Consider the following 17516-nt stretch of genomic DNA (forward strand, 5'->3'; position numbering starts at 1 on the left):
CCTGAACCGGAAAACGCCGAACTCGCTCCTTTTCCGGTCTGGTGGCCAAAGCACGAGCAAAACACCCGATCCCATCCCGAACTCGGCCGTTAAGTGCCGTCGCGCCAATGGTACTGCGTCAAAAGACGTGGGAGAGTAGGTCACCGCCAGACCTGAAAAGAAGCGAAAATCTCTCGGAACAAAAAGCACCGCAAAAAACGCGGTGCAAATGCCGCGGGGTAGAGCAGCCCGGTAGCTCGTCAGGCTCATAACCTGAAGGTCGTAGGTTCAAATCCTACCCCCGCAACCAACGATAATTGCGAAACCTCCGCTGACACCGTCGCGGAGGTTTTTGCATTTTTACCCTCATTCCGCAGCGATCGGCTGTTGCGCCCTCCCGCAACCAACGATCCCGGCGATAGCAGGTTGTCCAAAGCCTCGGCCTCCGCAAGGAAGTCGGGGTTTTCCTTGCCCGCCGCAAACCGCAGGATCGCACCGAGGTCGCCGCGCAGGACGATGGCTAGCTCGCCATTGTCGGGAACCAGCGTCACCTGATCGACCAGCGACCGAAAGGTCTCGGCAGCGCGAGTACGACCGTCTTCATCTTGCAGATGTTCGTAGAGTTGGCCGATCCGCTGGGCATAGAGACCGGCCATGTTCGGATGCATCAGGGGAGGCGGCTCGTCGGCATTGGCGAGTTTGTCCGCCAGTTCCGCCTTGCGGGCTTCCAGCCCAGTCATCTTCTCCTTCATCGAAGGGTGATACATGCCATCGGTGATCGCATTGATGATCTGGGAAATCTGCCTGCTGATCTTGTCCAGTTCCCGTTTCCAACCCTCCAGATCGGCGCCGCGCTCGATGCGCAGCCGATTCACCTCCCTGGTGAACTCGGTACAGAACTCCTTGAACAGCGCGGGATCCATCAGATGCTTGCGTAGCCCGTTGAGGATCGAGGCTTCCAGCGCGTCGCGCCGGATGTTGAGCCGGTTGTCGCAGGTGCCCTTGTTGCGCGCCGTCGCACAGCCGAGCAGATCCTTCGAGATCATCGTATAGCCGCCACCGCAGCAGCCGCATTTGACGAGGCCGGCGAAGAGGTGCTTCGGGCGACGCCGGTCGTTCAGGGGATTCGGGCTGGTCTCGACCACATCGTAGGCGAGGCGGCTCTGCCGTGCCTTGACCGCATCCCAGACATCCTGGTCGATGAGCCGCAGGTCGGGAACCTCATGGACGACCCAATTGCTTTCCGGGTTCAGGCGGGATACGCGCCGACCGGTGTCGGGGTCCTTGATATAGCGCAGCCGGTTCCAGACCAGCTTGCCGATATAGAGTTCGTTGTTCAGGATGCCGGTGCCGCGCTTCGGGTTGCCGTGGATCGTTGATGGTCCCCATTCGCTGCCCTGCGGCCCCGGTACGCCTTCGCGGTTCAGCGCCATGGCGATAGTGCGCGATGATTTCCCCTCGAGATAATCGGCAAAGATGCGGCGCACGATCCCGGCCTCAGTCTCGTTGATGGTCCGGTCGCCGCGGACGGCTTCCCCACGATCATCGAACTTCTTAACCACGTCATAGCCGTAGCAGAGACCGCCGCCGGATTTGCCATCCTCGACCCGACCGCGCAGCCCACGGCGGGTCTTGTCGGCCAGATCCTTCAGGAACAGCGCGTTCATCGTGCCCTTCAACCCGACATGCAGATGGGTGATCTCGCCCTCGGACAGGGTGAACAGCGCACCAGCGGCGAAGAGATGCTGGTAGAACTCGGGATCTAGACCCGGCTTCAGCGCGAAACAGTAGTAGACGAAGGGTATGAGAGCCGTTGGGCGTTCGAGGCGGAAGACGCAGCCGTAGGGTGCGGTCTTGGAATTGCCCTTGTTATAGGCGAACTCACCTTCATGCAGGAGCGTGTATCGCTCGACGCTTCGCCGAGAATGGCGCTTACGAGTTCTTCGCGGCGAAAGGCGAGTTGACGGAGCAGCTGCCCCTCCTGCCGGGCGAGGGCATTGAGTTCGACGATACGCTTCTGTGTGGGCAGGTCGGGGACGGCAATCTCGAGGTTCTCGAGGACCGCCATCGGGATCATCCTGAGACTTGTGCCTTGTGCTTCCGCGCCGAGCCTGCGCTGCGCATCGGGCTGGTTGATGGCCCATGCCACGTATTCGGGGAGAACTCGGTCCCTGTCGGGGCGAACGATCACCAACGGGACGATGACCACGACGGGCTCCGGCAGCGAAGCGGGAATGGCCGCCGCGGCGTTCGGCTCGCCACGCGATCGAAAGACGACCTCGCCGCCGCTGACGAAGTATCGGTCAGACAGCTTGTCTAGGGCGTACCGCTGGAAGTCAGGGCCTGGCGCTTCACCGCCAATCCCAACATCACGTAGCTGCAGCGCCGGCACGCCACCCTCTGCTAGTGGCTCGAGTCTGCCGCGCGCAGTGTAGCCAGAGTGGATGTCAGAGAGCTCCGCGAGTCGCATGCAATTATCCTCTGTAAGTAGTTCTACAGAGAATAGAGGGGACCCGCCCGTCGAGTCAATCCTGAAATGTGCAGTTTTCATCCTACAGAGAAACAGGCAGTGCCCGATGCTGCCATGTGGCAGAAGCGGCTCCATTAACTGCGCGAATGTCACCATCGGCCCCCGCCTCTCCTCCCCGACGTGGCCTATGACGGCAAGCTGACTGACGCGATGACCGCGCTGCTGATTTGTGACCCGGAGGTTAAGACGTGATTTCCACGACAAACATGTATCTTGACATCCTCGCTAACGAGGCGTCGGAGCGGTCTGGTAGCCTTGGCCCTGCCGCCTCGCTAAATGCGGTCACGGATTATGCCGTCGTGCAGGCCCAGCACCGGACGTTGAGGGGAAATCCTCGGCTCCCATGTCTCGAGCGGTTGGACGCCTTCCTTCTCACACAGCCGGGGGCCAGTTGATGTGCGGATAAGGAAGGTTCTCAGATGCCTGAGGGCGCGCCGCGGAAGTAGACGTGAGCTTCCTGGTGGCCTGGACACAGATCTTTAGAGTGTGCCGCCGCGCGGCGATAATCCCTCTCATAACGGCTTTGTAAGCGGCAAGTTGCCCCCCCCCGCTAACCCTCGCACCTGTCATTTTTTGCGCCGCTCGCCGAACGACCGCTTCCGGGAATGCTGTCGCGCAGCAATCGGTCGAGGCGACCGGCGGCAATGGGCCGACCGTTCGCTCTGCAACTGTATTCGCTCCGGTCAGTCCGAACGTCGCTAAGGGCTCGAAGTAGCCATGCGGCGGTGCAGCAGTCTGGGCAAGCCTCCAGGACGGGGCATATGGCGCTCGCGGCCCAAACCGGACTTTCACCCGTTGGCAACATGCTGCGTCGCAGTTTTCCAAAAAAGAACCTTCAATCCTAGGTCTCAGGCCGCTAGCCTCTCGAAGGCACTGCGCAATCCGGCGCGTCTTCAAATTCGAAGGCCCTAAAGTCAACTGGTTGATATGTCGAACTATATTTCAGTATCTCGCAGATTTGCTCTCGCTGAAAAAGCTGAACTCAGAGACCCCGACTACTTGTCGTTCTTTGGATCGGTGCCCGACGGAGTCTACAAGTGGCTGGACCTACTTGAAATGACGCCCTTGGTAATACTGGGTGAGGGGCGTACCGGAAAAACACGAGAATTCGAAAAACAAGTCGAGAAGCTTCGCGCATCAGGAAGCGACGCGTTCTTCATTCCGTTGGAACGACTTCACGACGAAGACTTGGAAAGCGCCATGCTGCCAGCAGACGTCGAGGCGTTTGAGAGATGGAGACGAAGTCCCACGGCGGTGGCGTACTTCTTCTTGGACGCCTTGGACGAACTGAAGCTCAGAGAAGGTTCCTTACGCTCTGCTGTGAAAAAACTCCAAAGGGCGTGTGAGCCGCATTTTGCTCGTACGAAACTTGTGCTTTCTTGTCGGCCGGCAGACTGGCAATCACAAATTGATTCACAACACCTCGAACCGTTTTGCGTGGCCCAACGTGCTCATCTTTCGAGCGGGGAGACGACAGTTATATCGGTTAAGGCGAGTCGGAGCGATGGAAAGCACATTCGAACCGACAGCGGTACCGAAAACCCTGTTGGTCGAGTCGTAACATGGCTGAAACGCAAATTCTCCCGGCAGCCTTCATCGCACGCCGCACAGATCGATCAGGGCAGTGAAGACTTCTTCTTGGAGGTGATTTCAAAGTCAAAAGCCGAACAAGGGAAACACAAATCAACTCAAGAAGCCCCTGACGCCTCGAAAAGCGTCTCTCCAACAATCGTCACCCTTCTCCCGCTAAGCAAGGATGAGATACGAGAGTTCGCGCAAAGATATTCGCCATCATGTGCCGACGCATTTTGCCAACATTTGGAAGCCCATGATTTTTGGCATCTGTATCGCCTACCTGCTGAGATAATCGATGCGCTTGACCAATTGTCCACCAACGTGCCCTTGGGCACCTTGGAAGATCAACTTCGGCTTGGTATTCAGAGAAAACTGCGAGAGAAGCACCCCAACAAGCGGCAAGCATTAAGTGTCGAGAAGGCCCAAAAAGGTGCGGAGCGGATAGCACTCGCCTTATTCTTGCTAAAAAAGCGCACGCTGACGGTTAATGAGAGCGGAGATCCTGAGAAACTAGATATTGGCGACATCTTGATCGATTGGACGCCAGAAGAACAACAAGAGCTCATAGGGAAAACCCTCTTCGATCCGAGCGGAGTCGGCTCCGTCAGATTTCACCATCGTGCTACGCAAGAGTACTTGGCGGCGTTACGCCTCGACCGTTTGCGGTCAGATGGTATCCATAATCGATCTCTGTTTGCCCTACTTTTTGGAGAGGTCGGTGGCGAGGCAGTCGTAAAACCCAGTATGGCCCCGGTAGCGGCTTGGCTTGCGCTTTGGCATGTTGATATCCGACGAATGGTACTCGCGCGCGAACCGGCGCTGCTGTTCCGTCAAGGTTTGCCCAGTGCGCTGTCTTTGGACATCAGAGCGGAGGTTTTACGCGCTTACGTTCCTCAATATGCAGGTAAGGGATGGTGTCGTGCGGGTGTCGGGCATGAAGAGCTAAAGCGTGTAGCGCGCCCCGAGCTTAGCGATCTCGTTCGAGAATTGTGGGCCGATGCCTATACTGGTCATGATAGCCGCGAACTTCTTTTGGAAATGATCTGGCTAACGCCAATGCCGGATTGCGCAGACCTTTCGCTCGCGGCGGCTTTGGACAACACGTTGGAGCCACATCATCGTACCTACGCGTCTTGGGGCGTTTTGGCCGCAGGAAATCAGGCTCAAAAACAAGATCTTGCACAAGCCGTCTTAGATTCGTCGCTCCCGCAGCGCGTCATAAGGAATGTTCTGCCAAAAATGGTGCCTTCGTTGATTGAAGTCAGCGATTTCTTGCAGTTGGTGGATGGACTAGACGACACGCCAAACGATGTCCACGGCCTGAATTACACTATATATCGCGTTACCAAATCGGATGGCCTTGGCCGGGAAGAGCAAGTTGCTTTGAGAGATGCACTGGTTGAGTCCATCTGGACGACACGACAATCTGATTGCCGAATGTACCAAGCTCGATCTCCAAAAGATCACTACCAAGATGGGTTGATCGCGAGCTGTAAGGCGACAATTCCGGAAAGTGACGAAGACGCGACAGCTTGGGCAAGGGCCCTTGCAATCGCAGTTCATTTTGGGGAGCGGGATGAAAGCATCATCGCGGAGAAGGAAACCAAGGCAATTTGGTCAGCATTGGATGAACATCCTAGGCTTCGAGAAGCGTATCTCTGGGCATGCCTAGATCTGGCCGATGATCTAGAGGGTCATGAGGAAGACTGGCCTAGATTCATACGTGCCGTTTCGGAAAGCAGGTGTTCAATTCGATTCAACAAAGAAGATAAATCTTGGTTGCTTGGATCCATCTCTGCAGAGGCACCTGAAAATCGCCGTGGCATCGCTTTTCAGGCGTTGATCTATTTCTTTGATCTTAAGGCCGAAACAGAGCTTGCGGCCTCAATTGAGGCGCTCGTCGCTGATCGAGAAGACTGGCTTGAAACCCTCGGACACATTCGCAACCCTCAGCCTCGTGAACCCGATGAATGGGAAATCAAGATTGAAGCAAGGCGGGCTGAGCGCGAAGCGGAAGAAGCGAAACGAATAGAAGACTGGAAAGCGTGGCGCGACGAGATACTGGCATCCTCGGATTTTCTGATGGATTCGGATAGGCGACTCGGGATTCTTTATGATGCGAAGAAGGTCATCAGCCAAGGTATCAGTCGTGACAGCACATGGGGGCATTGGGATAGCGCAATCATTGCACGCGCTCTGGGTAACGACTTTCTAAACCGATACCGTCAAGAGTTGTCTGTTTTCTGGCGGCATACTGACGTTCAGCTAAAAAGCGAACGGACACCTGAAGAGCGAAATAGCTATCCAGCCAGTTGGTTGCTCGCATTGGCGGCAGTTAAGGCAGAGTCCGAAACAGACGGTTGGGCGACGTCACTATCTCATGACGAAGCCATCCGAGCCGCGAGGATCTCATGCGTCGAATTAAATGGGTTCGGTGGCTATTTATCCATGCTTGATCAGGCGCACCCCAATGCGGTCGCGGAAGTAGTATCCTGGGAGGCTCTGGCGCAATTGCAGCAACTTGCCGATATCGGGCAGGCCGAGATTTTTCATGATGTATTGTACCATGGAACAGCAAACATGAAGTCCGCGGTAGCTACTTGCATCGCCCCTCGAATTGCGGACTTTCTTTCGACTGAGCAGGCGGGCGCGAGGAACGCTCTAGAGTATGCAATCCGTATCATCGAGGAGGCAGGCGGGGCGGAGCATCGTCAGCATGCAAAGGATCAGCTTGAAGCATCACTTAGAGACGAAAGCCTTTCGGCGGGCTTCGCGCTGTCGCTTCTTGTAACAATTGATGCAGAGGCAGGTTGCCGACAACTTTTGCTTAAAACCGAGGACCTAGGTAGTGCCGAAAGCCGTCAAGACGCAATTGATGTATTCGCATCGGTCTTTGGTGACCGTCGTTCTGGACGTGTGCCTGACTTGACCGAAATACCAGATGATCGCCGCGTCCCTCTCGTGAAAGACCTCGTACTGCGTGCCTACCAAGCCGTTCGGAGAGATGAGGATATCGAGCACGAGGGCACCTATACGCCAGACCTACGTGACAATGCTCAGGACGCTCGATCCTTCCTTCTTGAGACGCTTGTGAACTTAAGGCTACCGGAAACACTGGCTGCCATCCATGAACTAGCCGAACAACCTGAACTCAGCCACATGCCGGATCGCTTGCGCCAGATGGCTTACGAGATCGCAGCGCAAATAAGCGACATGACCGCGCATCCGGTTGCCGCGTTCCAAGCACTAGACCGAGACGGTGCGTTCGTTCCGTTCGACCACAAATCGCTTTTCACAGCCATGATGGCGAAACTCGACACCTTCGAGCATGACATTTTGTATGCGGAAGATTCTCCAGTCGACGCGCTTCGACTTCTAGAGCAGGAAACGGAACTGCGTCGCTCTATAGCTTTCTGGCTTCGTAAAGCAGATCATGGCGTTTTTGATTTCACACAGGAAGCTGTTGTGGTCGAGGAGAACCGAACAGATATCCGCTTTCACCCAAGAGCTATGCCCGGGTATGCGACAGTTGAATTGAAAAGAGAGACATGGAGTGTTCGCGAGTTGGAGCATGCTCTAAGCAACCAGCTAGTCGGTCAATACTTGCAACATGACAATTGTCGTGCCGGATGCCTTCTAATTTGCCAAGCTAAAGCGAAACGATGGCGGCACCCCGATACAAATGCGTGGATGTCTTTGAAGGATGTAGTCGAACATTTGGAAACGATGGCAAGAAAGGTGATGGCAGCACGCCCAGAGTTACATGTTGCGGTGAAGGGGATTGACTACTCTTGATTCTGAGAAGCTTCGATCCACGAATGGCGTATGGGATCAATTCGACCAGAATCTGATCGACTGTTGACTAATGATCAGGCCTTTGAGCCGGATGCCGCCAAAGTCCGGTACTTCTTCGACGCCCGCGAGGCACGCGGATGCAGCGAAGGACCGCTTCCCGCCTTCATGTAGAAATGCGCGTGGCGCAGCATCGGTCAGTTTGAGCTCGCCACGGGCCTTCGCTGCGGCTCGCTCGAGTGGTGGCAGTGACCGACAGAACACATTTCTAACTTGACTGTCAGGATAAGTCGCCGAGATGAACGCGGCATTCTGCTGCGCCTCGCTTGGTATCGCGCCGACCGTGCGCCATGCCGACTATATCGGCTCCTGGCTGGAGGTGCTGCGCGAGGACAACCGCGCCATCGTCCGCGCAGCTTCTCAGGCCAGCAAGGCGGCCGACTGGCTGCTGTCGCATCTGCCCGACGAAGATGCCGGGGAGCCGGTTCCGGCTGCAATCGAAGGGAGGGTCGCGGCATGATCCTTTTGACCGGAACACAGCGCGACCGGCTTCTGGCCAATGGTCGCCAACGTGATGTGGATCACATCCCCGTCGTGAAATTCTTCAACCCCTTCGGCGCGGGCGTCTGGCTCGCCACTGAGCTGGATCAGGGCGGCGACATCATGTTCGGCCTGGCCGATATCGGCTACCCCGAACTTGGCTCGTGGAGCCTGGAAGAGCTGCGCAGGGTCCGATTGCCCTTCGGCATGGGGATCGAGCGGGATCTGCTCTTCACCGGGGATTTCCCGATCTCGGTCTGGGCGGAGGCTGCGCGGGAAGCCGGCAGCATCCGTGCGGCGGAGCGAGCCCTCTACCGCGCCGGTGCGGCATTCACCTGCACATCCGCAGATACGGAAAGCCGGGATTCCTGATTTCCGGCTGTCGGCTTTGTGGCCTGGCGTCGCGCTCTTCAGAGGAAGAGGGCGGCGCTTCGCTTCGTGACGGGTTGGAGGTCGAGAGAGAGGCTCCCGGCCGCCCGTCGCGGAGAAACCACCATGGCCAAAGCTGCCAGGAAGAAGCCCGTCGCCCCGATGATCGTCTTTTCGCGGGCGCGCGACATTCCGTTCAACCGCATCAGGCTGTCGGACAGCAATGTCCGCGAGACCGATGTCGAGGCGGGTCTGGACGAACTTACCCATGACATCGACCGGCGCGAGGATCTCGTGCAGGGTCTCAATGTCCGCGCCATCCTCGACGAGGACGGCAATGAGACCGGCGAGTTCGAAACCCCGGCCGGCGGCCGCCGCTACAGGTCCATCGCGCGCCTTGTCGAGGCCGGTCGCTTCCCGGCCGAAGGGCTCGTGCCCTGCATCGTCAAGAAGGCCGACGCCAAGACCTCGGCCGTGGACGACTCGCTGGCCGAGAACCTGCTGCGCCTCGCCCTGCATCCGCTCGACCAGTTCAAGGCGTTCAAGCGGATGTTCGACATGGGCATGTCGAAGGAGGAGATCGCCGACGCATGGCGGACCACCCCGCGCTACATCATGCAGCGTCTTCGCCTCGCCACCGTCGCGCCGACGCTGCACGACGCCTATGCGCGCAACGAGATGACGCTGGCGATGCTGGAAGCCTTCACCGTCAACCCCGACCACGAGCGCCAGCAGCAGGTCTGGGAGCGCATCAGCACGTCGTGGCAGAAGGAACCCTGGCAGATCCGCAACATGCTGACCGAGACCACGGTTCCGGCCGCCGACAAGCGCGCCCGCTTCATTGGCGTTGACGCTTACGATGCGGCGGGTGGCCCGGTGCTGCGCGACCTCTTCTCCGAGGAGAACGGCGGCTGGTTGCAGGACGTCACGCTTCTCGACCGGCTGGTCGACGAGAAGCTGCGCACCGTCGCCGACGAGATCGCCGGTCAGGGCTGGAAGTGGATCGACGCGGCAGTCGAGCTGCCCTACGGCCACACCAACGGGTTGCGCAGGCTGGTCGGCGTGACCCAGGAACTGACCGACGAGGAACGCGCCACCCGAGAGGCGCTGCGCGACGAGTATGACGAACTCGAAGCGCAGTATGCCGAAGCCGACGAGCTGCCCGATGAGGTCGATCAGCGGCTCGGGGAAATCGAAGCCGAGCTGGAAGCCTTCGAGAATCGGCCTGTCACCTTCGCGCCGGAAGACATCGCTCGTGCCGGTGTCTTCGTCAGCATCGGCCGCGATGGCGAGTTGATCGTCAGCAACGGCTACGTCCGCTCCGAGGACGAACAACCCGAGACCGTCGATGGCGAGGATGCCACCGAGGGTGCGGACCCGTCCGATCCCGATGCCGTGCAGCGCGCGGTCATCACCGTCGGCGGCGAGCCCGTCCCGGACGCCGATGAAGAGGAGGACGATGCCGTCAAGCCGTTGCCCGAGCGACTCGTGACCGACCTGACCGCCTGGCGGACGCTGGCGCTGCGCAATGCGCTTGCCGAGAATCCGCGCGTCGCCATGACGGCGCTGCTGCACAAGCTGGTTCTCGATACTTTCGAGCGCACCGCCACCTCGGGAACCAGCCTCTATGCCGCCGTGCGTCACATCTATCTTCCCACGGATGCGACCGGGCTCGCTGACAGCGCCGCCGCGAAGATGATCGACGAGCGCGCGGACGCCTGGCGGGGGGACATTCCCTCCGGTGATGACGACCGGCTCTGGGACTGGATCGACGGTCTCGACGATGCCAGCCGCCTGGCGCTGCTTGCGCATTGCGTCAGTTTCGGCGTCAACGCGCTCTACGAGCGGCCCAACCCCTATTCGGGGAATGGCATCTCGCAGCACGGTCTCGACCGCCGCATGGCCGAGGCCGAACGGCTGGCGCAGGCCACCGGCCTCGACCTCGTCGAAGCGGGCTGGAGGCCAACGGTCGAGAACTATCTGGGCCGCGTGACCAAGACCCGCATCATCGAGGCGGTGCGCGAGGGTGCCGGCGATCGCGCGGCCGATCTCATCGCGCATCTCAAGAAGGGCGACATGGCGAAGGAGGCCGAACGGCTCCTGGCCGATACCGGCTGGCTGCCGGAGCCGCTGCGCCCCGCCATCGAGGCGCAGGCCGTGGATGGCGCGACCGATCAGGACGAGGACAGCGTGGCGCTGCCCGACTTCCTCGCCGGTGGCCATGAGGACACGGCCGAGGCCGCCGACGATCCGGAGGCCCTCGTCGCCGCCGAGTGACGCGAATCAGCGGGGCGGCCTCCGTCGCCCCGCATTCCATCCCTTCCATCTCAAGGCCCGGCATCTCGCCGGGCCGCTTTCGTTTCAGGAGCAAGATCATGTCCGCTTCCCTCATCTTCGACATCGTGCCGCTCGGCTCGCTCGTGGCCTACAGCGACGGCCAGCCGAAGCCGCCCGCACGTTTCACCAAGAAGCTCGCCGCGTGGAAATCCCGCAACGGGGCCGGTCGTCTCGTGCGCAAGGAACCGGGCCGCGAGCGCCCGACCTACACGACCACGCCGTCCTTCACCCTGCATGAAGGCGATTTCGGCGAAGGCGGCATCATTCTTATCACCGTCATGCGCAGCTACGGCATCGACAGCGATCTGAGCTTCCGGGTGATCGAACGCCCGAAGATCGGTCAAGTCCGCGTTGTGCAGGATGTCGGAGAGAACGTCGAATTGCTGCACCTCGCGGAGAACCACGAGGCGGCCGAACTCTGGCTAGCCAGGAACGGCTACACCCGCGCGCGCCTCGAGGAGATCACCGCCGACGAGGCAGGCGCCGACGCCGTCGAGGGTCGAGCTGCCGCGTGACGTTCGCCGATCCCGTTCATCCGGCCCGCTTGTCCCGTAACGGCGGGCCTTCTTCGTTTCAGGAGAACACAATGGCCATTCCCGATCCCGTTCGAACGAACTTCGACACTCTGCTTCGTGCTGCCGATGACGGCAATCTCGCCCTTATGGAATGCCTCGACGCCGCGACCCGTGAGACACGCTATGTCCTGTGCGCGGTCGGCCGCGACGGGGGTGATTACGTCTTCACGCCGTTCGGCCATCTCGCAAGCGGCAACCCCTATGACGCCTATCTGCCGCCGGATCCCGACGATCCTGCCGGCTTTGTCGAGAAGGCCGAAGATGGGGGCGCATCATGATGACGGTCGATGAAATCTTCGCCGATGACCGCCGCAATCCGCCATCGGAGCGCTCGCTTCCCTGGGAGGAAACCCGCAACGGCGTCACCGTCATCGTGGAACCGAAACCGCATTGGGCCGAGGACATGCGCGCCTTCCGGCTCGATGCCCGCGAATACTGCCGCTATGCCGACTGGACGGCCCATGGCGCCCGGACGCGCTTTTTCGGTCATATCGACACCTCCGGCGACGATGTGATGATGAAGGCCCGCGCCATGATCGCCCGCGAAATCGCCGATGGGTTCTGGGACTGACCGGCCCTGAAAGCCGAACCTTGCACACGGGGCTATCGGGTATCGCTGCACAAGCAGCGATGGATCGAGTTCGAGCTTCACCATTGCGGCAACTCCTTGGTGTTGTGGGGGCAACGGGTTCCGTCCCCGGCCTGAAACACACCCTGAATATCCGCCGGCAACGAGGCTGGCGCAGCAAAGCATCTGCGACGGGTTTCCGGCACCGGCTCGACGCAAAGCACCATCCCCCGCTTCCATTCGCTAACCTTGGTCCGACCGTCTCTTTGCATTCAACCCTGGTGGGGTCGGCTTACGCGCGCGTGCCGCCCTCGGGGATTCGGAAAGAATCCGAACGCCCGAGGGTGATTGCAGATCCGGTCAGACACTTCGGGCGCCTGTCGCGCGGGGGATGGTCCCCCGCCTCCAAAGACAGGAGCCGGAACCCATGTCCTACGCAGATGCCACCGCTTTCGCCGCCAGCCTCGCCACCACGCTGATGGTCGTGATCGTCGTGTTCCAGGCCGGGGACGGCACCCACGGCGCCATGCCCGCCGACGAGTTCGACGGCGACGAAGAGATGGTGAAGCTCGAACTCGATCCCTTCGGCTGAGGCGCGAAAGCGCCTCCGCCCGACGGCCCGGCCCGCGTCAGGCGCAGCCGGGCCTTGTGCCATGCGCAGGCTGCGCATCGCCAGCGGCGGTGCCGAGGCCTCGCCTCGGCTGTGGAAAGGGAGAGTTGGGCCGGGATCGGGGCGAGCCTGGCGGAAGGAGAGGAGAGCGCCGCCGGGCCATATCATCCCGCTCTCCTGGAGGATCATCCAATGACCGATACCGACAAACCAGCCACGCCGGAATTCGACATGGCCGCCAGCGTCGCGCGCTTCTTCGCCGAGCGCGATGAGCGCAACCGTCGCGCTGAAGCGGTCCGTCCCGACAACAAGACGGCGCTGTTCGATGCGCTGGCCGCCGCAGGCATCACTCTCGTGACCGTCACCTTCGACGGTTCTGGCGACAGCGGCCAGATCGAGGACATCACCGCGCAATCGGACGACCGGACCGTGGACCTGCCGCAGGGCGAGATCACCATTGCCACGGTGGCATGGGGAACCGACAAGGTGACCGCAATCTCAATGGGCGTTGAGGCGGCCATCGAACAGCTCGCCTATGACTTCCTCTCGGAAACCCATGGCGGCTGGGAGAACAATGATGGCGCCTATGGCGAGTTCAGCTTCGATGTGGCGGCGCGCACCATCACGCTCGACTACAACGAGCGCTACACCGCCACCGAATTCTACAGTCACGAGTTCTGAGGGGGCGGAAATGGCACATCCCTATCATCATGCGCTCTCGTCGGTGAAGAAATGGGGCGGCACGGTCGAGGATTACTTGCCCATCCATAGCTGGTTCGATGCCAGCAAGGAGATCCTGGCCGATTTTCGTCATCGCGCGCTTCGCCACCATGCCGAGGGTATCTTCATGGCCGAGAGCATTTTCGGGGCGACGATCACCCTGTCCACCGGCAGGGTGATCCCGACCCGATGGGTCGGGGAGCAGCATGTCCGCGAGGATCTGGGCCGTATCCCGTCCTTCGCCGATTGGGCGCGGGCAATCCACCCGGCGCCTTGGATGGGGCGGACGCAGCGGATCGAGGCGGAGGTCGATCCGCATTGCGTCAATGGCCGACTTCAGGAAGAAGTCTGAGCAGTCGCGTCAGCCTCCCCCTTATGAAAGCCTCTTGCCATGCTCAGCCATATCGTCATCTCCGTCCTGCTCTGCACGGCTTCCTGCGAACCGGCGGAAATCCGCGTCTGGGACGGTGACTCGATCCGGCTGGGTATGGGACAGCAGTCCGAAGCTGTTCGGATATTCAACATCGACGCTCCCGAAATGGAGGGCCGCTGCATCCATGAAACCGACCTTGCCCGGCAAGCGAAGATCAGGCTGGCGGAAATCCTGCAAGGTCGGCGGGTCGAAATCCTGCGTCAGGGGACCGACCGCTATGGCCGGACCCTGGCGGCGATACGCGTCGAAGGCCGCGATGTCGGCGATATTCTCGTCGATGAAGGGCTGGCGAGAACCTGGGCCGGGCGGCGTGAGCCCTGGTGCTGATCGCCGGATCGTCCCGCCGAGGTGCGGGACGATCCACCGTCGGGACGGGAAAGTAAGAGTGCGGGCCGGTTGGCCGTGACGGATTGTGAGGCGGGAGAGGGGCTTCCGCCGTCCGTCGCGGAGCATTCCCCATGAGCCTTTCCCACCACACCACTTTCGCCTCGATCGGCGAAATTGTCGCGCGACAGATCCTGCCCCGGCTGCGTCATGCCCAGAAGCTGCCGCTGCGCATCTCCTGCATCGGTATCGCCAGCGATGACGAAAGCGATGACGTCGGCGGCTTCGACCGCACGCTCGTCATCGGCCAGTGCCAATCCCCCGAAGAGGCGCTGATCATCGCCAGCCAGCGCGTTGCGCGCGGTGATTTCCGCGTTGGACAGGGCGATGCGCTGCGCTTTCGCCCCCGCGTCATGGTCATTCAGGACAACGAACTGGGCCTTGTCCTTGCCGGTGAGGTCCGGGCCGGGATCGTGCTCTGGCAGCATCCGGTCGCCTCCGACGCCGAGGCTCGCCGCACCGTCACGGAGGCCAGCCGTCTGCGGGGCATGGCCTTCACGGCATCCGGGCGCGGCGATGCGGTATCGGCTCGTGATCTCCGCCACCGCGCCAGCCTGCTCGAGGCGCGGCTGGTCGATCCCTTCTGGCGCGAGACGACTGCCGATCTGCTGCGGCTGCCACAAGCTGCCTGACCTGTCGCCCCTTTCCATCCACTAGGCCCGGCCCCGCGCCGGGCCTTCTCGTTTCAGGAGCCTGACATGGCCGACTACTTCACCCATTTCTCCTGCCTGCTCGACGTGGGCAGCCCCGAGAACGCCGCCCGCGCGCTTGATCTCTACAACGCGCTGGCGCACGAAAACGCCGCCGAAGATCCGCCCTCGGACGGCTTCATGCTTTCGATCCAGCCCGAACATGGCGGCACCCAGCTCTGGATGCGCGATGACGGCACCGGCGATCCCGAGCATGTCATCCAGTTCGTCAAACGCTGTGCCGCCGCGTTCGGCCTGACCGGGCTATGGGGGATGCAATACGCCAATACCTGCTCACGTCCGAGAATCGACGGGTTCGGGGGCGGCGCGCATGTCCTCGACCTCGCCACCGGCGAGACGGTGGACTGGATCTACACCGACGGTTGGCTTTCCACCGTTCTGGACGGAGGCGACGCTCATGCCTGACGTCATCGAAACCACGGTCTATCGGCTCGACGAGCTTTCCGAAGCCGCGAAAGGCAAGGCCCGCGCCTGGTATCGCGAGGGCGGCTTCGACTACGATTGGTACGATGCCGTCTATGAGGATTTCCGGCGGATCGCGGACATCCTCGGCATCCGCATCAAGACCCGCACCGTCCGCCTCATGGGCGGCGGCGTGCGACAAGAGCCTTGCATCTGGTTTACGGGCTTCTGGTCGCAGGGCGATGGCGCCGCGTTCGAAGGCCACTATTCCTATCGCAAAGGCACGGCGGCGGAAATCCGTGCCTATGCGCCGAAGGATGCGGAGCTGCACCGCATCGCGGATGCCCTACATCAGGCGCAACGCCGCAACTTCTACCAGTTGACGGCCGAGACGACCCATCGGGGGCGATACTATCACGAATACTGCATGGCGATCTCGGTCACCCGCGACAGCCCGACAGGGCAGGGCATGACCGCCGATGCCGAGGAGACCGTCATCGAGGCATTGCGCGATCTCGCGCGTTGGCTCTATCGCCAGCTTGAGCGCGACTACGATGACCTGACTTCGGATGAGGCGGTCGATGAGGCCATCGGTGCCAACGAATACAGCTTCACAGTTGATGGGAATCGCTTCGGCTAAAGCCCGGCTTTCCGGGGTTACAGTACCGACCGCAGGTCCGTCCGTGAGAAATCATCGCCGACAAAGAGCAACGGACAGCCGCGCTCGCTCGCGACCTCATAGGCGAAGCAATCGCCGTAGTTGAGACCGGCGGGATGAACGCCCTTGCCCCAGCGAGCATAGGCTTCGGAGATCCTGCGTGCCGAAGCCTCCGTGACGGAGACGACCTCGAACCCAAGGCCCTCGATCAGGGCGGCAATCTCTTCCCCAACATTGCGGCGCCCTGCGACGATCAGCGTCTCGGCCACGGTTCCGGCCGAGATCAGCAATCCGTCCGCCGCCTCGATCGCCGCCATGCAGGTCTCGGCCTGCGGCTCGTCCAGCACGATCGCCATCAGCGCCGAGGTGTCGACGACGATCACGCCGGCATCCCGTCATCACCATAGAGGAAGTCCTGACTGCGCGCGGCATCGGCGCCGGGCAGTGCCTTGCCCCGCGCCGTGGCCCGGACCCGCTCCATCAGCGCACGCCGGCCTTTCGGGGTCGCTGCGACAGCAACCCGCACGAGGCGGGCGACCTCATGGCCCCGCCGGGTCAGGATCACCTCGTCGCCGGCCTCGGCGCGTTTCACCAGTTCGGTGAGCTGCCCTTTCGCCTCGGTGACAGAAACCCTCATCGCACATCGCTCCAGATGTTCTCCGCTATCCTGCCAAGATGGTCCATAGAATGGTCCATTTCAAGCCCCCAGAGCGAGAGGAGGGCCGGGAGAGGGTGCCTCCGGACGGGTTGAGAGAGGGTCGTCCGGCTGCCGTCCCTTTCCCTCCAGGAGACCGATCATGGCTTTGCCCGAACTTGCTTCTCAATCCGCAACCCGTGTCCCCGACGCGCGCCGCATGGAGTTCCTGCCGCGCCTTTTCGGCCGGCGCCTGCTCATCATCGGCGAGCATGCCGTCTTCCGATTCATGGAGATCCTCAGCCCCGCCGATTACGGCGGCGGGCTCTGGGATTTCTACGAACGCGCCGGCCAGCCGCTCTATCTCGCGCCGACATCAAAGCCCCGTTACCTCCTGTTCTGCGAAGGCAACGGTTTCGAGGGCGAGGTCTCATGCGATGCGGCTGGGATCATCGCCACGCTCTTCGCCTTCTCGCATCTTTCCTTCCGCTACGATGACGACGAACTCGCCGAGGGCTATGGCCGTCTCTACGAACATGCCGCCAATCACCCGGAGGCGGCGGCGATCTTCCAGGCCATCGACTGAAACCCACAAGCGCCCAGCCTGACGGTCGGGCGCTTGTTTCATGCCTGCTTTCGCCACGGCTTCAGAGCGAGAGATGGGCCGGAAGGGGTTTGAGCCGGTGCGGTCGAGAGAGAG

Annotated in this window: 19 protein-coding genes, 1 tRNA gene, 1 rRNA gene and 1 pseudogene; 18 read left to right on the forward strand and 4 right to left on the reverse strand. The window is 61.0% G+C overall.

Annotated elements, in window-relative coordinates; translation table 11 throughout:
- Positions 1–37 precede the first annotated feature (37 nt).
- From rrf to F3H32_RS17905, 3 genes are all read left to right on the forward strand, one after another.
- A 5S ribosomal RNA gene (gene rrf, locus F3H32_RS12000) occupies positions 38–152 on the forward strand.
- Positions 153–212: 60 nt separating this feature from the next.
- Positions 213–289 (forward strand) — tRNA-Met (locus F3H32_RS12005).
- Positions 290–602: 313 nt separating this feature from the next.
- A complete protein-coding gene (locus F3H32_RS17905; protein ID WP_223191434.1) occupies positions 603–917 on the forward strand; it encodes a hypothetical protein in 315 nt (104 codons plus the stop codon).
- Between the two features lie 54 nt (positions 918–971).
- On the opposite strand, the pseudogene F3H32_RS17910 reads toward F3H32_RS17905, so the two are convergent.
- Both F3H32_RS17910 and F3H32_RS12015 read right to left on the reverse strand, forming a co-directional pair.
- Positions 972–1646, reverse strand: a pseudogene (locus F3H32_RS17910) (recombinase family protein); the annotation flags it as partial.
- Positions 1647–1753: 107 nt separating this feature from the next.
- Entirely contained in the window at positions 1754–2449 is a 696-nt protein-coding gene (locus F3H32_RS12015; protein ID WP_223191435.1) for a restriction endonuclease subunit S domain-containing protein, read from the reverse strand.
- 987 nt (positions 2450–3436) lie between these two features.
- Between F3H32_RS12015 and F3H32_RS12020 the strand changes: the two genes are divergently transcribed.
- The 14 genes from F3H32_RS12020 to F3H32_RS12085 all read left to right on the forward strand — a co-directional run bounded on the left by F3H32_RS12020 (position 3437) and on the right by F3H32_RS12085 (position 16164).
- Positions 3437–7879 (forward strand): NACHT domain-containing protein, encoded by a 4443-nt coding sequence (locus tag F3H32_RS12020; RefSeq protein WP_149766082.1) that lies wholly within the window; start codon positions 3437–3439, stop codon positions 7877–7879.
- A 295-nt stretch (positions 7880–8174) separates the two neighbouring features.
- The gene (locus F3H32_RS12025; RefSeq protein WP_149766083.1) at positions 8175–8396 is read left to right on the forward strand and encodes a zincin-like metallopeptidase domain-containing protein; all 222 of its coding nucleotides are present in this window, start codon (positions 8175–8177) and stop codon (positions 8394–8396) included.
- Positions 8393–8788: a DUF2958 domain-containing protein gene (locus F3H32_RS12030; protein WP_149766084.1), complete on the forward strand. Its 396-nt coding sequence runs from the start codon at positions 8393–8395 to the stop codon at positions 8786–8788. Before F3H32_RS12025 ends, F3H32_RS12030 begins: the two co-directional genes overlap by 4 nt.
- A gap of 123 nt (positions 8789–8911) precedes the next feature.
- Positions 8912–11062 carry a ParB/RepB/Spo0J family partition protein gene (locus F3H32_RS12035; protein ID WP_074970581.1) on the forward strand — a complete coding sequence of 717 codons (2151 nt, stop codon included), beginning with the start codon at positions 8912–8914 and terminating at the stop codon, positions 11060–11062.
- A 98-nt stretch (positions 11063–11160) separates the two neighbouring features.
- The gene (locus F3H32_RS12040; protein ID WP_058098278.1) at positions 11161–11637 is read left to right on the forward strand and encodes a hypothetical protein; all 477 of its coding nucleotides are present in this window, start codon (positions 11161–11163) and stop codon (positions 11635–11637) included.
- A 71-nt stretch (positions 11638–11708) separates the two neighbouring features.
- Positions 11709–11975 carry a DUF6117 family protein gene (locus tag F3H32_RS12045; RefSeq protein ID WP_012092596.1) on the forward strand — a complete coding sequence of 89 codons (267 nt, stop codon included), beginning with the start codon at positions 11709–11711 and terminating at the stop codon, positions 11973–11975.
- Entirely contained in the window at positions 11972–12268 is a 297-nt protein-coding gene (locus tag F3H32_RS12050; RefSeq protein WP_012092597.1) for a hypothetical protein, read from the forward strand. The genes F3H32_RS12045 and F3H32_RS12050 overlap by 4 nt, the downstream gene beginning before the upstream one ends.
- Before the next feature lie 424 nt (positions 12269–12692).
- On the forward strand, positions 12693–12857 hold the full coding sequence (locus F3H32_RS12055) for a hypothetical protein (protein ID WP_166507195.1): 165 nt from the start codon (positions 12693–12695) through the stop codon (positions 12855–12857).
- A gap of 210 nt (positions 12858–13067) precedes the next feature.
- Positions 13068–13556, forward strand: coding sequence for a DUF6878 family protein (locus F3H32_RS12060; RefSeq protein ID WP_012092608.1), 489 nt, complete (start codon positions 13068–13070; stop codon positions 13554–13556).
- 10 nt (positions 13557–13566) lie between these two features.
- On the forward strand, positions 13567–13947 hold the full coding sequence (locus F3H32_RS12065) for a DUF6915 family protein (protein ID WP_149766085.1): 381 nt from the start codon (positions 13567–13569) through the stop codon (positions 13945–13947).
- Between the two features lie 39 nt (positions 13948–13986).
- A complete protein-coding gene (locus F3H32_RS12070) occupies positions 13987–14355 on the forward strand; it encodes a thermonuclease family protein (protein WP_012092610.1) in 369 nt (122 codons plus the stop codon).
- Positions 14356–14486: 131 nt separating this feature from the next.
- Positions 14487–15044, forward strand: coding sequence for a hypothetical protein (locus tag F3H32_RS12075; RefSeq protein WP_039194755.1), 558 nt, complete (start codon positions 14487–14489; stop codon positions 15042–15044).
- Between the two features lie 66 nt (positions 15045–15110).
- Positions 15111–15527: a hypothetical protein gene (locus F3H32_RS12080; protein ID WP_101753481.1), complete on the forward strand. Its 417-nt coding sequence runs from the start codon at positions 15111–15113 to the stop codon at positions 15525–15527.
- Complete coding sequence (locus F3H32_RS12085) at positions 15520–16164, forward strand: antitoxin of toxin-antitoxin stability system (RefSeq protein ID WP_074970575.1); 645 nt, start codon at positions 15520–15522, stop codon at positions 16162–16164. The genes F3H32_RS12080 and F3H32_RS12085 overlap by 8 nt, the downstream gene beginning before the upstream one ends.
- A gap of 17 nt (positions 16165–16181) precedes the next feature.
- Here F3H32_RS12085 and F3H32_RS12090 read toward each other — a convergent pair whose 3' ends face one another.
- Both F3H32_RS12090 and F3H32_RS12095 read right to left on the reverse strand, forming a co-directional pair.
- A complete protein-coding gene (locus tag F3H32_RS12090; protein WP_058098141.1) occupies positions 16182–16565 on the reverse strand; it encodes a type II toxin-antitoxin system VapC family toxin in 384 nt (127 codons plus the stop codon).
- Complete coding sequence (locus tag F3H32_RS12095) at positions 16562–16819, reverse strand: type II toxin-antitoxin system Phd/YefM family antitoxin (RefSeq protein ID WP_058098140.1); 258 nt, start codon at positions 16817–16819, stop codon at positions 16562–16564. Before F3H32_RS12095 ends, F3H32_RS12090 begins: the two co-directional genes overlap by 4 nt.
- A 160-nt stretch (positions 16820–16979) precedes the next feature.
- Between F3H32_RS12095 and F3H32_RS12100 the strand changes: the two genes are divergently transcribed.
- A complete protein-coding gene (locus tag F3H32_RS12100; protein ID WP_074970573.1) occupies positions 16980–17402 on the forward strand; it encodes an antirestriction protein in 423 nt (140 codons plus the stop codon).
- The last annotated feature ends 114 nt before the right edge of the window (positions 17403–17516 follow it).

This window comes from Paracoccus thiocyanatus (assembly GCF_900156255.1).
GTDB classification, from domain to species: Bacteria; Pseudomonadota; Alphaproteobacteria; order Rhodobacterales; family Rhodobacteraceae; genus Paracoccus; species Paracoccus thiocyanatus.

Excerpts from the sequence above, each read along its gene's own strand:
- F3H32_RS12015 (WP_223191435.1), bottom strand. The coding sequence starts at position 2,449 with ATGCGACTCGCGGAGCTCTCTGACATCCACTCTGGCTACACTGCGCGC.
- F3H32_RS12040 (WP_058098278.1), top strand. The coding sequence starts at position 11,161 with ATGTCCGCTTCCCTCATCTTCGACATCGTGCCGCTCGGCTCGCTCGTG.
- F3H32_RS12095 (WP_058098140.1), bottom strand. The coding sequence starts at position 16,819 with ATGAGGGTTTCTGTCACCGAGGCGAAAGGGCAGCTCACCGAACTGGTG.
- F3H32_RS12020 (WP_149766082.1), top strand. The coding sequence starts at position 3,437 with ATGTCGAACTATATTTCAGTATCTCGCAGATTTGCTCTCGCTGAAAAA.
- F3H32_RS12085 (WP_074970575.1), top strand. The coding sequence starts at position 15,520 with ATGCCTGACGTCATCGAAACCACGGTCTATCGGCTCGACGAGCTTTCC.
- F3H32_RS12070 (WP_012092610.1), top strand. The coding sequence starts at position 13,987 with ATGCTCAGCCATATCGTCATCTCCGTCCTGCTCTGCACGGCTTCCTGC.
- F3H32_RS12060 (WP_012092608.1), top strand. The coding sequence starts at position 13,068 with ATGACCGATACCGACAAACCAGCCACGCCGGAATTCGACATGGCCGCC.
- F3H32_RS12030 (WP_149766084.1), top strand. The coding sequence starts at position 8,393 with ATGATCCTTTTGACCGGAACACAGCGCGACCGGCTTCTGGCCAATGGT.
- F3H32_RS12075 (WP_039194755.1), top strand. The coding sequence starts at position 14,487 with ATGAGCCTTTCCCACCACACCACTTTCGCCTCGATCGGCGAAATTGTC.
- F3H32_RS12055 (WP_166507195.1), top strand. The coding sequence starts at position 12,693 with ATGTCCTACGCAGATGCCACCGCTTTCGCCGCCAGCCTCGCCACCACG.
- F3H32_RS12045 (WP_012092596.1), top strand. The coding sequence starts at position 11,709 with ATGGCCATTCCCGATCCCGTTCGAACGAACTTCGACACTCTGCTTCGT.
- F3H32_RS12025 (WP_149766083.1), top strand. The coding sequence starts at position 8,175 with ATGAACGCGGCATTCTGCTGCGCCTCGCTTGGTATCGCGCCGACCGTG.
- F3H32_RS12100 (WP_074970573.1), top strand. The coding sequence starts at position 16,980 with ATGGCTTTGCCCGAACTTGCTTCTCAATCCGCAACCCGTGTCCCCGAC.
- F3H32_RS12035 (WP_074970581.1), top strand. The coding sequence starts at position 8,912 with ATGGCCAAAGCTGCCAGGAAGAAGCCCGTCGCCCCGATGATCGTCTTT.
- F3H32_RS12065 (WP_149766085.1), top strand. The coding sequence starts at position 13,567 with ATGGCACATCCCTATCATCATGCGCTCTCGTCGGTGAAGAAATGGGGC.
- F3H32_RS12080 (WP_101753481.1), top strand. The coding sequence starts at position 15,111 with ATGGCCGACTACTTCACCCATTTCTCCTGCCTGCTCGACGTGGGCAGC.
- F3H32_RS12050 (WP_012092597.1), top strand. The coding sequence starts at position 11,972 with ATGATGACGGTCGATGAAATCTTCGCCGATGACCGCCGCAATCCGCCA.